The organism is Mesorhizobium sp. M8A.F.Ca.ET.057.01.1.1 (assembly GCF_003952565.1).
Taxonomy (GTDB): domain Bacteria; phylum Pseudomonadota; class Alphaproteobacteria; order Rhizobiales; family Rhizobiaceae; genus Mesorhizobium.
In genome coordinates, this window is the sequence record NZ_CP034454.1 from 4,837,909 (window position 1) to 4,852,472 (window position 14,564).

Below are 14,564 nucleotides of genomic sequence, written 5' to 3' on the forward strand. Positions count from 1 at the left end.
CGCCATCAGCCTGCCCTCGCCTGCCGGCTCGCGCACCAATGCTCGAAGGCCGACTTCTCCTCGGCGGACAGATGCAGGCCATGCTTGGTGCGCCGTTCGAGAATATCGGCCGCGTCTTCCGCCCACTCCTGTTCGAAGAGATAGTTCGCCTCGCGCTCGAAGAAATCCTTGCCGAAGCACCGCCCCAGCGCGGCGAGCGATCGGGCGCCGCCAACCACGGACCGCGTCCTGGTGCCGTAGAGGCGGCCGTAATGCTTGAGCAGCGATGCCGGCATCCATGGATACTCATTTGCGAGGTCGCCGAGAAACTGTTCGAAGTCGGCATTGGCGATGTCCCCGCCGGGCAAATGCGCCTTCCCTGTCCAGGGCTTGCCCATCTTCGGAAAGAACGGTGCGATCCTGTCCAGCGCATGCTCGGCCAGTTTGCGGAAGGTGGTGATCTTGCCGCCGAAGACGGAGAGCAGCGGGGCCTGCGTCTCCGGCGCATCGAGTTCGAAAATATAGTCGCGGGTCACCGCACTCGGATTGTCGGCGTTGTCGTCATAGAGCGGCCTGACGCCAGAGAAGGAATAGATCACGTCGTTGCGCGCAAGGCCGCGCTTGAAATAGCGGTTGACCACTCTGATGAGGTAGTCGATCTCGCTCTCATCCGCGCTCACGTCCTCGGGCCGGCCTTCGTAGGGAATGTCGGTGGTTCCGATCAAAGCGAGATCGTTCTGGTACGGATTGATGAAGATGACGCGCCTGTCGCTGTTCTGGACGAGATAGGCCTGCCGGCCCTCCCAGAATTTGGGCACGACGATATGGCTGCCCTTGACCAGGCGGACATTGCGCCTGGAATTCTGGCCGGCAACGCGGTTGACGATGTCGTTGACCCATGGACCGGCGGCATTGATCAGCGCGCGTGCCCGCACACTGGTCTTGATGCCGCTCCTGACGTCGCGCATCTCGACGACCCAGACGCCGCCCTCGCGGCGGGCGGCGATGCAGGCGGTGCGGGTGAAGACCTTCGCGCCCCGTTCGGCGGCATCGAGCGCGTTGATGACGACGAGGCGGGCATCGTCGACCCAGCAGTCGGAATATTCGAAGCCGCGCTTGAAACTGTCCCTGATCGGCGCGCCCTCGGGCGCGGTGCGCAGGTCGAGCGTGCGGGTGGCGGGCAGCCGCTTGCGGCCGCCGAGATGGTCGTAGAGGAACAGGCCGAGCCGCACCAGCCATGCCGGCCGGTCGTCCGGGCTGTGCGGTAGCACGAAGCGCATCGGCCAGATGATGTGCGGCGCCGATTCCAGTAGCACCTCGCGCTCGATCAGTGCCTCGCGCACCAGGCGGAACTCGTAATATTCGAGATAGCGCAGCCCGCCATGGACGAGCTTGCCCGAGCGCGAGCTGGTGCCTTGGGCGAGATCGTCCTTCTCGCACAGGATGACCGAAAGGCCACGGCCGGCGGCGTCGCGCGCGATGCCGGCGCCGTTGACGCCGCCGCCGATGACGAAGAGGTCGACGATGTCAGGGCCGTCGCTCATCTCGTGTCCATGCCGGGTTTGCGCTCCATGGCCGTGGCTCAGCACGGATTGACCGGAGGCAGGCCGGCCAGGTAGCGGCGCACCTCGTCGGCGGCCTGCTCGGCGGCATAGGTCACGGTGCGTACCGAAGCGCCGGCGATATGCGGCGTCAGCGTCACGTTGGGCAGCTGCAGCAACGGCCAGTCCGATGGCACCGGCTCGACCGCGAAGGTTTCCAGCATGGCGCTGGCGATCTGCCCCGAAACCAGCGCCTCGTAGAGCGCGTTATAGTCGACCAGCGGTCCGCGCGCCGTATTGACGAAAATTACCCCAGGCTTCATCCGCCCGATTGTGTCCTTGCCGATCAGGCCGCGTGTCTCCTGCGTCACCCGCGAATGCAGCGTCACCACGTCGGAGCGCGACAGGAGATCGTCGAGCGCAACCAGTTCGACGCCGGCGTTGCGGTCCTCGGCGCTCAACTGCACATAGGGATCGCTGACCAGGACATGGCAGCCGAAGGCGCGCAGCAGGCGCACCACTTTCGTGCCGATATTGCCGTAGCCGACGACGCCGACCGTCATTTCGCCGAGTTCGCGGCCGGTGCGGTCGGCACGGTAGAGATCGCCGCGCCATTCCCCCTTGCGCAGGGCTTCGTGGCCGACCCGGATCAGCCGCGTTTCGGCCAGGATGGCGCCGATGGTGAACTCAGCCACGGCGGTGGCGTTGCGGCCGGGCACGTTGACTACGGTGATTCCGTGCGCTCTGGCCGCTTCCATGTCGATATTGATCGGTCCGCCGCGCGACACCGCCACCAGCTTGAGATCAGGCAGGCGCCGCATCATGCTTTCCGACAAGGGCGCGAGCTGGGTGACGAGGATTTCGGCATCGCCGATGAAATCGACGACCTCGTCGGGATCGCCGAAGTACTCCTTGACCTTGTCGAGGCCGAGTGCCGGATTGCCGAACTCCATGGGCTCGTCGGGCCAAGCCGTCTGCAATGTCCTGATATCGAAGTCGCCGCCGGCGACCTTCTCGATTTTGGCGCGAAATACCTCCGGCAGCATGAAGTTGTCGCCAATGATTGCTATCTTTTTACGCATACTCGACTTCTCAATTTTCCTGCGATGTGGCCATGGCACGCCAGACCGGCCGCAAGGCCTGGTGCGCCAGCATGTAGGACGGGGTCATTCTGTCGTAGATCGCGGCAAGGTCCGGGTCGCTCCGCTCGGCCTCGCCGAGCAACGGCGTCACCCATTCGCCGACGCATTCGTCCATGGAGGCGTATTGGCCGACGCAGACCGCGGCAATCATCGCCGCACCGGCCGCACCGGCCTCCTCACGCGCGCTGGTGCGCGTGTCGGCGCCAATGGCCGCGCCCAGGATCTTGCGCAGCGCCGGGCTTCTGGCGGCACCGCCGGTCAGGCGAATTTCGCGTGGCAGCGGCCCCATGGCGGCATAGCAGTCGCGCGCCGCGAAGGCCAAGCCTTCGAAGACGGCGCGCACCAGATCGGCGTAGCCGTGCCGCGAGGAAATGCCGACGAAGCCGGCCCTGGCATTGGCATCGACGAACGGTCCCCGCTCGCCGGCTTCCGACACGTAGGGCTGGTAGAGCAGCGAAGCCGGCCGCGATGCCGCGATCCAGGCATCGACCAGCGCGATCATCTCGCCATTGCTGCGGGTTATGCCTTGCGAGGCGAGAATGCCCGAGGCAAGCCCTAGCACCCAGTCGATGTTGAGCGTCGCCGCCATGTTGGACTGCATCTGTGCGAACACGCCTGGTGCAGGCATCGCCATGGTGTAGCCGGTCGCCGCCTCGTTGAGCTGCACATCGTCAGGCGTCTCGGCCAGCCGCATATGCATGCCGGTGGAACCGATGATCGAGCAGCCGGGCTTGCGCTCGCGGTCGAGAAGGCCGGCGCCGAGCGCGGTGCAGACGACGTCGACATAACCGAGCACGACGGGGGTCCCGGCAAGCATGCCGGTGACGGCCGCGGCGGCCGCCGACAGTCCGGTGCTGTGCCTCGTGCCGTCGACGATCGGCGGCAGCAGGTGCCTGAGATCGGTGACGCCGAGGACGTCGAGCACCTCGTCGCTATAATCGCGGGTGCGGAAGTCGCCGAAGGTGAAAGTCCCTTCCGACGGATCGGTGGCGCGCTCGCCGGTCAGCTTGAAATAGAGCCAGTCCTTGCAGTGAAAGGCGGTGGCTGCCTTGCCGAGCATTTCGGGCATGGTGCGCTTCATGAAGACGAACTGCGAGCCCTGCTGGCAGGCGGCGAGCCCGCTGCCGGTCTTTTCGAAACGGAGCCGGTCATCGGGCCGCGCGCGGATTTCCTCGACGACGCCGGCGGCGCGCGCGTCGAGCCAGAGCCAGCCCTTCGCCACCGGCTCGCCCTTGCCGTCGATCAACCAGGTGCCGTCGCCCTGCCCGGTGACCGCGATGGCGACGGTCCGGCTGGCGAGATCCGGCACCTTGTCGGCGAGCTGGAGCAGGGTCGTGGCGGCATCGGCCCAGGTGCGCGCCAGATCCTGTTCGGCGCCGCCGCCCGGCAGCGTCTCATAATGGTTCGGAGTCGCCGCCGCCGCGATCTGGCGGCCCTTGGTGTCGAAAGCGATGGACTTGATGACGGAGGTGCCTGCGTCGATGCCGATGAATATGTCGCGCATCACGCGAGCTCCATGCCGTGCGAGATGGCCTTGCCGCTCGCCTGGTCGAAGACGTGCAGGTTTTTCGGATCGATGCTGACATTGATGGGCGCGCCGAGGTCGAGCCGGGTGCGGTCATGCTCGACCAGGACCAGCGAGCCGCCGGCGAAATCGGCTGCGATGTGGGTCTGGTCGCCGAGCCACTGGTTGGCCGAGACCGTGGCCGGGACACCCTCCTTCGAGCGCCGGACCGCGTAGGGCCTGATGCCGATGACCACCCGTTCGCGGCTGAGCAACTGGTCGCGCACCGGAGCGCTGAAGGCGTCCTTGTCATAATCGAGCGACAGCCCGTCGGGCAGCCGCAGATTGATGCGGCCGGCGGCGGTCCCGACAAAGGCCTCGAAGACATTCATCGGCGGCTCGCCGACGAAGGTGCCGGTGAACAGGTTGGCCGGGCGCTCCTTGATCCGGTCCGGCGTGTCGAACTGCTGCAGCACGCCGCCTTCCATCACCGCGATGCGGTCGGCAAGCGCATTGGCCTCGGTCTGGTCGTGGGTGACCAGGATCGCGGTCAGGCCGCGCTCCTTGATGAAGTGCTTGATACGGCCGCGCAGCACGGCGCGAAGCTGCGGCTCAAGCTGCCCCATCGGCTCGTCGAGCAGATGCAGGTCGGCTTCCCGGATCAACGCCCGCCCAAGACTGGCGCGCTGCTGCTGGCCGCCCGAGATGGAACTGGGATAGCGCTCCAGTATGTCCTCGATCTCCAGCAGCTTGGCGATGCTGGCGACCTTGGCATCGACCTCGCTCCTGGGCAGCCTTGCGGCCTTGAGCGCGAAGGCCATGTTCTCGCGCACGGTCAGCGGCGGATAGAGCGAGTAGCCCTCGAAGGCCATCGCCACATTGCGCCTGACAGGCGGCAAAGTGTGGACCTGGCGGCTGGCAACCGCGATCGCGCCGCGCGAGACCTCTTCGAAGCCGGCGATCATGCGCAAGGTCGAGGTCTTGCCGCAGCCCGACGAGCCGAGCAGCGCCACGATCTCGCCCTTGCCGATCTCCATGGTCAGGTTCTTGACGGCGTGAACGCCCCTGTCGATCGGGCCATAGAATTTGTCGACGCCTGAAATGGTGAGTGCGCTGGCGCTCATGCCGCTTCTCCGCTGCGCAGATTGACGATGTTCTTGGCGCCGATGCGCTCGCCACTGGCGTGATCGAACAGCAAGGCGCTCTTGCCGTCGACGGCGATATGGGCCTTGCCTTCGCTGCGGCCCGGCGTTCCGGCCGGACGCGAGACCAGGATTTCACGGCCGCGAACGGTGCGCACCAAGGTAACGATCTTCTCGTTGAGTGGCGTCTCGGCCTCGACCGTCACCGGAATGGCGCCGGGCTCGTTGTCGCCAACGAAATGCAGTGCCTCGGGCCGCAGCCCGATGATGCAGTCGCGGCCGATGGCGGTTTCGGGAGCATCGGTGAGATGGACCTGGACATTGGACAGGCCGACATAGATACCCCTGGCGTCCCGCGCGGGCTTGACGTCGAGCAGGTTGATGGTCGGATCGCCGAACAGCCGCGCGATCTCGATATTGGCCGGCTCGCGATAGATCTGCTCGGGCGTGCCGAGCTGCCGGATGACGCCTTGCGACATCACCGCGATGCGGTCGCCGAGCGCCATGGCTTCCTTGTAGTCCTGGGTGACGTAGACGACGGTGGCGCCGCGATCGGCGAGCAGCCGCGGCAGTTCGAGCCGCATCTCGAAACGTAGCTTGGCATCGACATTGCGCAAGGGATCGTCGAGCAGCAGCAGCGGCGGCGAGCCGACCAGTGCGCGGGCAAGGGCCGTGCGTTGCTTCTGGCCGTTGGAGAGCGCGCGCGGCTTGTGGGAGAGCACATGGCTGATCTTCAACAGCTTGGCGACGCTCTCGACGCCGGCCTTGATGGCGCCTTGCGAGGAACGCTTGGCCTCCAGCGGCGTGGCGATGTTGTCGAAGGCGCTCATATGCGGAAACAGCGCGAAATTCTGGAACGCCATGCCGACGCCACGGAATTCCGCGTCGACATCGGTCATGTCCTCGCCGCCGATGAATATTTTGCCTTCCTCGGGGTCGATGACGCCGGCGACGAGGCGCAGCAGCACCGTCTTGCCCGCGCCCGAAGGGCCGAACAGCACCAGCGTCTCGCCATCGGCGACGGTCAGCGACAGATTGTCGAGGACGGTCTGGCTCTTGTAGCGCTTGACGATATTTCTGAGTTCGAGGTTGGCCATGTCTATCCTTTCACCGCGCCGAGCGACAGGCCTTCGACCAGATAGCGCTGTGCGTAGAGAGCGAGCGCCAGCGTCGGCGTGATCGAGAGCACGATGGCCGCCGAGATCTGGCCGTACTGGATGCCTGACGAGGTGATGAAGGCGAGCGCACCGACCGTCACCGGCTGCTTGTCGGCCGAAGCCAGCACCAGCGCGAAAACGAAATTGTTCCAGGCGAAGATGAAGGCGAGCAGGCCGGCCGCCGCGATGCCCGGACCGGCGAGTGGCAGCGCGATCTTGCGGAAGGTGGCGAACCAGGAATGGCCCCCGATGCGATAGGCATATTCGATGTCGGCCGGAATGTCCTCGAAATAGCCGCGCACGATCCACAGGATCAGCGGCAGGCAGATCAGCTGGTAGACCCAGATCAGCCCGATATAGGTGTTGGCGAGGCCAAGCTTCTGGAAATAGAGGGTGAGCGGCAACAGCACCAAGAGCGCCGGCGCGAACTTGAACGACAGCAGCGTAAAGGCGATGTCCTCCGAGCCCCGGAACTTGTGGCGCGCGAAGGCATAGGCGGCCGGCACACCGAGCAGCAGCGACACCGCAACCGAGGTCACCGACAGGAACACGGAGTTCCAGAGATTGCGCATGAAGGCGATGTCGAGCGTGCCGGCGGCGGTCATCAGCTTGCCGGTAATCAGCGCCGTGTAATTGGCGAGCGTCGGCTCGAAGATGAGCTGGGGCGGGATGCGCAGGATGGTCTCGTTGGTCTGGAACGACATCATGAAGATCCAGACGATCGGGAACATGAAGAAAATCACGACCAGCGTCAGCGCCGCGCCGCGCAGGATGCGTTCGAGCAAGGAGGTGTGTTCCATGGCCGCCTCCTATGCCTGGCCACGGGCGCGTTCGCGCAGCCGGAGCCAGTTCTTGATGAAGATGTTGGAGAGGAAATAGGTGATCGCCCACAGGATGATCATCAGCGCCGCCGAGCGGCCGACATTGGTCGACTGGAAGAAGTTGAGATAGGCCTCGACCTGGAAGACGGTCAACGTGTCGCCCGGCCCGCCCTGGGTCATCGCATAGATGATGTCGAACTGCTGGATGGAATCGAGCAGGCGGAACAAAGTCGCCGTCAGGATATAGGGCGTCAGCATCGGCAGCGTGATGCGGAAGAAGACGAAGCTCCTCGGCACGCCATCGAGAGCCGCCGCCTCGAAGGGCTGCGTCGGCAGGCTGCGCAGGCCGGCAAGCAGCAGGATCATGATGAAGGGCGTGTAGACCCATATGTCGACCAGCACCACGGTGAACAGCGCCGTTGACGGCGACGAGGCCCAGCGGAAATCCTGCAGCCCAATGAGGCTGGCGAGATAGCTCAGCACGCCGAAGCCGGGATTGGTCATCAGCTTCCACATCAGCGCCGCCAGTGCGGGCGCCGTCATCAGCGGCATCAACAGCATGATCGAGATGAAGTTGTTGAGCGTCGAGCGCTTCTGCAGCAACAGCGCGATAGCAAGACCCAAAAGCAGTTCCAGCACGACCGTGGTGCCGGCATAGAGCAGTGAGATCTTCAACGTGTTCCAGAACTTCGGATCGGTGAAGAAGGAGATGTAGTTGTCGCCCCAGTTGAACTGCCGCGCCCAGGGCTGGCTCAGCCGATAACGTTGGAACGAGTAAACGACCGAGGTCAGGAACGGGATCAGGATGCCGATGCAGACCAGCAGAGCCGGCAGGCTGAGCACATAGGGCAGCACCCGCTTGCTGATCCTGAAGCCGGATGGCTTGAGCCTTTGCGATACCACCGCAGTCATCGAGCTGCTCCGTTGTTGCTGTCGCTTCGCCCTGCCGGCCGCCCAAGGGAGCAAGGCGGCCGGTCGGGCGAAATGGCGGTCACCTTTCGGCACCGCATCGCAAACATGAAAAGGTTAGACGAGGGCCGCCCCGCCAAACAGGCCGGCCCTCATTGCGACTTAACCGAGACCGGCTTCCTTGAGCTGGCCGTTGATGCTTTCGGCGAGCTTGTCGAGGCCCTCGTCGACCGGCACTTCCTTGGCCACCATCTTCTGCAGCGTCGCCGCCCATTCGGTGGTGAGGTCGAAGAACAGCGGCTGCGCGGTGAACTTGATCGAGGCGCCCGGCGCCGAGGCGTCGAACATCTCGACATAGCCGGGGTAGCTCTTGTTCAGCTTTTCCCGGAACATCTCGTCCTTCCACACCGATTGGCGGACCGGATTGACGAAGTCCATCTTGGTGGCGCCGAACAGCCCATGCTCCGGCCCCGAGGCCCATTGCATGAAGTACCAGGTGGCGTCCTTGTCCTTCGAGAAATTGGACATCGCCAGCGACCAGATCCAGATGTTCGGTGTCGCCGCCTTGGCTGCCGGGTTGGCCTTGAAGCTAGCAAAAGCGAGCTTGCCGGCCATCTTGTTGTCGCCGCCATTCATGAAGTAGCCGAGGATGTCGGCGTCGAAGATCATGGCCGAGGCGCCGGCGCCGAGATCGGTGCCGACCTGATACCATGTATAGGTCGACCAGTCCTTGGGGCCGCTCTCCTGGATCATCTGAACCCATTGCTTGTGGAAAGCCTTGGACTGGGCGGTGTTCATCGCGGCCGACAATTTGCCATCGGCCGAGACATTCAGGTCCTTCTGATCGAAATTGGCGTAAGCCGACAGGAAGCCGGGATGGATGGTCGCCCAGGAGCGCGAACCGCGCACGCCGATACCATAGACGCCACCACCGACATCCTTGGTGAGCTTGGCGGCCGCGGCCACCATCTCGTCCATATTGCCGGGGATCTTGACGCCCGCCTTGTCGAACATGGCCTTGTTGTAGGTGATGTTGTTCTGCTCGAACCCCCACGGAATGCACCACTGCTTGGCATCATCCGAACCCAGCGCGCCGCCCGGCTTGCCATTCCAGGCGCAGGAATTCTTGACGCCGGGCAGGAAGTCGTCCCAGGCATAATTCGGGTTGGTCTTGGCCGGATCCTTGATCCATTCATTGAGGTCGGTGATCCAGCCGGCCGGGCCGTAGGTCCAGGTCATGTAGGCGCCGGTCATGAAGGCGTCGTATTCGGGCGAACTCGCCGACAGTGCCGCCGTCACCTTGTCGAAATAAACGTCTTCGGGGAAGACGTCATAGACGACGTTCATGCCGGTCAGCTTCTTGAAGTTCTCGAGGTCGGCGATCATGGCGTCGGCATAGGGATGCTTGTTGAGCAGGAGCTTGATGGTCTTGCCCTTATGCGCCTGCCAATCGAAGTCCGCGGCGAGAGCGCGGGTCTGCCCAAGATTGAGCAGCGTGCCGGCGGTGCCGGCTGCAAGGCCCATCGCACCCAGGCCCTTGATCAATCCGCGACGGTCGACTTGTCCGCGCAGGAAGGCGTCTATGAGGTCTTTCTCTTTCTCATGCATTTCGTCTTCTCCTCCACAGGGTAGTTTCAACTGAACTGTTGCCGGCTACCCGACCGGCGTCTCTTCCACGAGCGATCGCGCCGTCCGCTCGTCCGTTATCAGGCCCTTGAGATAGCGCCCCTCCAGCACCGACTTGATGGCGCGAACCTTGATCCTGCCGCCGGCGACGGCGACGATCCGGCGGCTGGCGATATCCTCGCGCGCCAGCGCCAGTGCCCGGTTGGAAACGGTCGTCGCCACTGCCTTGCCGGCTTCGTCGAAGAAATGGCCAAGCAATTCGCCGACACCGCCATTGCGGCGGATCTCCTCCATCTCGCCCTTTTCGATCATGCCGGTGGCGACCAGCGACGCCTCGCGTTCGGCGGTACCGATGCCGGCGAACAACAAGTCGGCGGACCGCGCGAGATCGAAGACCTCGCTGACGCCCTTCTGTCCCAGCAGCACGATGCGGTCCTCCGCCGTGTTGGCGAACATCGGAACCGGCATCACATAGGCTTCGGCGCCGGTGCGTTCGGCGAGACGATGGATGACGTCATGCGGATTGGCCGAGAATTTCCGCGTCAGGCCGCCGAGCAGAGAAACGAAACGGATCCGGTCGGTGGTGGTGCGCGGCAGATATTCGACGCAGGCGGCGAGCGTGCGGCCGTGGCCGACGCCGATCAGCGCCTGCTCGCCGCGCTCGATCTCGCGCTTGAGGAACTGCGCACCCGCAATACCGAGCGCCTTGAGCGGCAGTTCCTCGGAATCGAAATCCGGAACCACCTCGCAATAATCGAGGCCGTAGCGGCGGGACAATTCGTCCTCGAGCTCGACACATTCCGACACTTCAGCGTCGATATAGACCTTCACCAGCCCTTCCTGGTTGGCCTTGGTGATGAGGCGGTGGGCCTTGAGGCTGGTCAGCCCCAGCCGCTTGGCAACCTCTGACTGGGTCAGGCCGCCGGCGTAGTGAAGCCATGCGGCGCGCGCCGCCATGCTGGCGTCATCGTCGCGCAAAAGGCCGTTTCCAAAACCAACCACGTTTCCGTCCCAGTGATATTTTTATCAGTTGCTGCAAAATTTTTCACATGGCTCGATCAGAGTCAAGCGACTGCTGCGCGCAATTCACGACATGACGGCAAAGGCCGGCGTCGGCCGGCCTTCTGGCGATGTCAGCACATGGGGATGCAAAGCGGCTCCTCCGCGGTGCCTGTCAGCACCGCGGGTCCTTCGAAGTTGTTTCTGAATTGTCGCTCTGGCGACGCCAAGCGGTTCCAGGCAGCGCGAAGATAATCGCGCCCTACGTGCCAGCCATGGAACTGTCGGCCTCGGCGCGTACCAGCTTGATATCGACCCCGGCCGCCCAGGCGCCGATATCCTCGCGGCGCAGTGCCGTGGCCATCATGTCGGGAAACAGATCCGGCGTGCAGGCAAAGACGGGAATGCCGAGTGCCGCCACCGACCCGGCCATTTTGGGGTCATAACCCGGCCTGCCCTGATCGGTCAGCGCCAGAAGCACCACGACATTGACGCCCGAGCGAACGAGTGCCGCCATCCGCTGCAGCAATTCCTGGCCGTTGCCGCCTTCATAGAGGTCGGTGATCAGCACCATATGCGACTTGGTCGGCCGTTCGATGCGGTCGGCACAATAGGCGACCGCCTGGTTGATGTCGGTGCCGCCGCCAAGCTGCACGCCGAACAGCACCTCGATCGGATCGCTGAGCTCTTCGGTCAGGTCGACGATCGCGGTGTCGAAGCAGACCAGCTTGGTCCGCACCACCGGCAAGGAGGCCATCACGGCGGCGAATATCGAGGCATAGATCACGGAACTGGCCATCGACCCGGACTGGTCGACGCACAGCACGACCTCGTCCAGATCGACCAGCCGACGCTGCTGGCGCATGAAGCCGATCAATCTTTCCGGCACGATGGTCTTGTGCTCGGGCTGATAGTGGCGAAGGTTGGCCGAAATGGTGCGCGGCCAATCTATGTCGCGCTGGCGTGGGCGGTTGGTGCGGCGCGAGCGGTCGAGCGCACCGCGTATCGCCTCGGCGGTCTTCTGCTCCAGCCGTTGCATCAGCTTGGCGACGATGTCGGCGATGATCGTGCGGGCGACGTCCTTGGTCTTGGCCGGCATGACCGAACGCAGCGAGATCAGATCGGCGACCAGATTGACATCCGCCTCGATCGCCTTGAGGAATTCCGGCTCCATCAGCATCTGCTTCAAATTGAGCCGTTCGAAGGCATCCTTCTGGACGATCTGCACCACCTGTGCTGGAAAGAACGACCTGATATCGCCCATCCATTGCGCGACTTTCGGCGCCGAACGCCCCAGCCCGCCGCGACGCTTGCGCGGATCGGCACCCGCGTCGCCGGCGCCGTCGCCATAGAGCGCATCGAGTGCGGCCGACAGCCGCTTGTCGGTCTCGGAAAGCGCTGCCGATGACGGATCATCGGCGCCGATCGCCAGGCGCCAGCGGCGCTCGCGCTCGTCGCCTGGCTGGCCGGATTCGCTCATTTCGATCCCGTCATCATCCATGGCCATTCTCGCCCCTGAGCAATGGCGCGAGCCGATCGAGATGCCGACGCCACGTCTCGCCGCCGTCAGGTGTTGGGATCAGCCCGGCCGGCAGGCCTCTGGCGCGGCCAAGCACCGCTTCGATCAGCCGCCGCCGCTCCATCGAGTCGAGGTGCGAAAAGACCCGGCGCAACAGCGGCAAATGCGCGACGAATGCCTCCTCGTCGAGCGATTTGAGCCAAGCGTCCACCGCGACGCGCAAACCTTCATCGTAAATGAGCCGCTGGCCGGCGGTGCTGAAGAAGCCCTCGAAGAACCCCGCTGCCTCGGTGACCGCCGTGCCGGGCGACAGGCGCCGCGCGATCAGGCTCGCCGCTGCTTCAGCCGATAGATGGCCGGCCTCGTAGAGCAGATGCGCGGCACATCCGGCAACCAGCGCCGTCGAGCGCGATCCATCCAGCACGGCCGCCAGTCCGTTGCGCCAGCCATCCAGAACGTCCTGTTCCGATTCGACCAGCTTGATTGCCTCGTCGGCCTTGCGCATGACGCCGACCAGGGCGGAGGAAGCCTGCGCATCGAGATCACGGGCGGCATAAGGGAGTGCGATCCCGCCTTCGACAATCAGTCGCGCCAGAAGACCGGACAGGCGGGCGGTTTCGGTCTTGCGGGCTTCGCCATAGCGGATGATGTCGGCGAGCGGCGGAACCGATGCCAGGATTTCCAGGCATTCGCTGCTGTGCGCCGCGCGTTCCTCCAGCGTCGCGAGACCGACGGTCGAGGCTTCCGACAGGTTTGCCGTGATGGCGCCTTGTACGAGTGCCGCCAGCGCATCGAGGGATGACGCCGCTGAAATCATCTGGATCAGCCGTCCGTTGGCGGCCTTTTCGATGGTTGGGCCATGGACCAGGTTCTCGACCAGGCGAACGGCAAATTCCGGCTCCCACGACAGCGTCCAGCGCTCGCGGAAGGTGCCGCGGCTGCGGCCTGCGTCGGTCAGCTTGCCCCAATGCACGCCAAGCACATTCAGCCGGTGCAGCAAGGTCGACCGAAACAGCCCGCTTTCGCTGCGCAGGTCGACCGACAATTCGCGCTCCAGCGCCTCGGGCTTCAGCCGCGCCGCCTTCTGGTTGCGCTGCAGGTCCTCGATCAGCGGCGCCAACGGGGTGTCGGGCGGAATTTCGCCGACATCCGCACCCAACAACAATTCGGCCTCGACCAGCGCCCACAGGATGGCTTCGCCGTTGAACAGGGCGGCGATCGCCGCGTCGCGCAATTCCTCGAAGCCGGGCTTTGGCCGTTCGCGGATCACAGCCAGCGCGCGGGCCAGCCTTTCGGCTTCGATCAGCGAGGCGGTCGACACCATATGCCCCTTCGCCCTCAGCACCGCGGCGATCATGGCGAGCCACAAGGTCGCCGCGTCATGTCGGCCGCGGGTGCGCCACAGATGCTTGCACCAGCCCGGGGCGACGACGCCGGCGCCGTAGCCGAAGCCAAGCGCCAGACGCGGTCCGGTCCAAGGCGCCCAGGTCATCGTGCTCCTGCGCCGGGCCAGTCCTTTCAGCAGGGCCTGATCCTCTTTTTGCGGACGTGTCGCCTTCAATGCCGGCACATGGAAGGCGCCGCAGACGACGGCGATCGGCCCATCGAATTCCTTGCGCGCGGCGGCGATCTCAAGCCGCATATGCGCTTCGCGTTTGGCCTCGAATTCGGCAAGCGGACCTTCGCCTTCGCGCAGTGTCGTCATCGCATCGGCTATGGCCGCGAAGATCGGCCCCGGCTCCGGGTTCTGCTCGATGATGTCGGCCCACCAGCTTTCGCCATCCTCGTAGCCGGCGGCTTGTGCCAGCGCGCCGATCGGGTCACGCAGATGCGGCGCCGTTTCAGTCTCGACCTTGGCTCCCGTTTCCTCGGCGGCAGCGTCCTGCGCATCGTCAGCCGGTGCTACCCGGGCCGATGACGGCAGATCGATGAACCGCAATGCAGCGCCGTTGCCAACGGCCCACAGGGTCGCCTGATATTCCGGCGAGAACTCGGCGAACGGCCAGAAGCTGGTCGAAGCCGGATCGTCTTCGGGATAGCACAGCAGCGCCACCGGAGGCTGCATTTCGGGGCGGGCGAGCAACGGCAGCAGCGCGGAAGCATCCGCAGGCCCCTCGATCAGCACGGCGACCGGTTTCAAGTCCCGCAATGCCTGCACTAGGCTGTCGGCGGAGCCGGGCCCGTGATGGCGTATGCCGAAATAGGAAACCTCGCCCTGCGCCATG

General features: G+C 64.6%; 11 protein-coding genes. All 11 read right to left on the bottom strand.

The features are described 5' to 3' along the window. Window positions 1-5 precede the first annotated feature (5 nt). A complete protein-coding gene (locus tag EJ077_RS23110) occupies window positions 6-1,523 on the bottom strand; it encodes a glycerol-3-phosphate dehydrogenase (RefSeq protein ID WP_208696559.1) in 1,518 nt (505 codons plus the stop codon). Window positions 1,524-1,561: 38 nt separating this feature from the next. Further along, entirely contained in the window at window positions 1,562-2,602 is a 1,041-nt protein-coding gene (locus EJ077_RS23115) for a 2-hydroxyacid dehydrogenase (protein WP_208696561.1), read from the bottom strand. Between the two features lie 10 nt (window positions 2,603-2,612). Continuing rightward, on the bottom strand, window positions 2,613-4,166 hold the full coding sequence (locus tag EJ077_RS23120; protein WP_208696563.1) for an FGGY-family carbohydrate kinase: 1,554 nt from the start codon (window positions 4,164-4,166) through the stop codon (window positions 2,613-2,615). Next, window positions 4,166-5,290, bottom strand: coding sequence for an ABC transporter ATP-binding protein (locus EJ077_RS23125; RefSeq protein ID WP_208696565.1), 1,125 nt, complete (start codon window positions 5,288-5,290; stop codon window positions 4,166-4,168). The genes EJ077_RS23120 and EJ077_RS23125 overlap by 1 nt, the downstream gene beginning before the upstream one ends. Beyond that, window positions 5,287-6,405 carry an ABC transporter ATP-binding protein gene (locus EJ077_RS23130; RefSeq protein ID WP_208696568.1) on the bottom strand — a complete coding sequence of 373 codons (1,119 nt, stop codon included), beginning with the start codon at window positions 6,403-6,405 and terminating at the stop codon, window positions 5,287-5,289. The genes EJ077_RS23125 and EJ077_RS23130 overlap by 4 nt, the downstream gene beginning before the upstream one ends. Window positions 6,406-6,407: 2 nt before the next feature. After that, the gene (locus tag EJ077_RS23135) at window positions 6,408-7,265 is read right to left on the bottom strand and encodes a carbohydrate ABC transporter permease (protein ID WP_127276378.1); all 858 of its coding nucleotides are present in this window, start codon (window positions 7,263-7,265) and stop codon (window positions 6,408-6,410) included. 9 nt (window positions 7,266-7,274) lie between these two features. Further along, window positions 7,275-8,198, bottom strand: a complete 924-nt coding sequence (locus EJ077_RS23140) for a carbohydrate ABC transporter permease (protein ID WP_127870623.1) — start codon at window positions 8,196-8,198, stop codon at window positions 7,275-7,277. Window positions 8,199-8,357: 159 nt separating this feature from the next. After that, entirely contained in the window at window positions 8,358-9,803 is a 1,446-nt protein-coding gene (locus EJ077_RS23145; RefSeq protein ID WP_127276374.1) for an ABC transporter substrate-binding protein, read from the bottom strand. Window positions 9,804-9,848: 45 nt separating this feature from the next. Continuing rightward, window positions 9,849-10,823 (bottom strand): sugar-binding transcriptional regulator, encoded by a 975-nt coding sequence (locus EJ077_RS23150; RefSeq protein WP_208696570.1) that lies wholly within the window; start codon window positions 10,821-10,823, stop codon window positions 9,849-9,851. A gap of 259 nt (window positions 10,824-11,082) precedes the next feature. Next, on the bottom strand, window positions 11,083-12,321 hold the full coding sequence (locus EJ077_RS23155) for a VWA domain-containing protein (RefSeq protein WP_208696571.1): 1,239 nt from the start codon (window positions 12,319-12,321) through the stop codon (window positions 11,083-11,085). Next, the gene (locus EJ077_RS23160; RefSeq protein ID WP_208696573.1) at window positions 12,314-14,563 is read right to left on the bottom strand and encodes a DUF5682 family protein; all 2,250 of its coding nucleotides are present in this window, start codon (window positions 14,561-14,563) and stop codon (window positions 12,314-12,316) included. The genes EJ077_RS23155 and EJ077_RS23160 overlap by 8 nt, the downstream gene beginning before the upstream one ends. Window position 14,564: the final 1 nt, after the last annotated feature.

Bases quoted from the DNA above. Each gene is read 5' to 3' on its own strand.
- EJ077_RS23125 (WP_208696565.1), bottom strand. From the start codon at position 5,290: ATGAGCGCCAGCGCACTCACCATTTCAGGCGTCGACAAATTCTATGGC.
- EJ077_RS23135 (WP_127276378.1), bottom strand. From the start codon at position 7,265: ATGGAACACACCTCCTTGCTCGAACGCATCCTGCGCGGCGCGGCGCTG.
- EJ077_RS23120 (WP_208696563.1), bottom strand. From the start codon at position 4,166: ATGCGCGACATATTCATCGGCATCGACGCAGGCACCTCCGTCATCAAG.
- EJ077_RS23130 (WP_208696568.1), bottom strand. From the start codon at position 6,405: ATGGCCAACCTCGAACTCAGAAATATCGTCAAGCGCTACAAGAGCCAG.
- EJ077_RS23155 (WP_208696571.1), bottom strand. From the start codon at position 12,321: ATGGATGATGACGGGATCGAAATGAGCGAATCCGGCCAGCCAGGCGAC.
- EJ077_RS23145 (WP_127276374.1), bottom strand. From the start codon at position 9,803: ATGCATGAGAAAGAGAAAGACCTCATAGACGCCTTCCTGCGCGGACAA.
- EJ077_RS23140 (WP_127870623.1), bottom strand. From the start codon at position 8,198: ATGACTGCGGTGGTATCGCAAAGGCTCAAGCCATCCGGCTTCAGGATC.
- EJ077_RS23110 (WP_208696559.1), bottom strand. From the start codon at position 1,523: ATGAGCGACGGCCCTGACATCGTCGACCTCTTCGTCATCGGCGGCGGC.
- EJ077_RS23115 (WP_208696561.1), bottom strand. From the start codon at position 2,602: ATGCGTAAAAAGATAGCAATCATTGGCGACAACTTCATGCTGCCGGAG.
- EJ077_RS23160 (WP_208696573.1), bottom strand. From the start codon at position 14,563: ATGGCGCAGGGCGAGGTTTCCTATTTCGGCATACGCCATCACGGGCCC.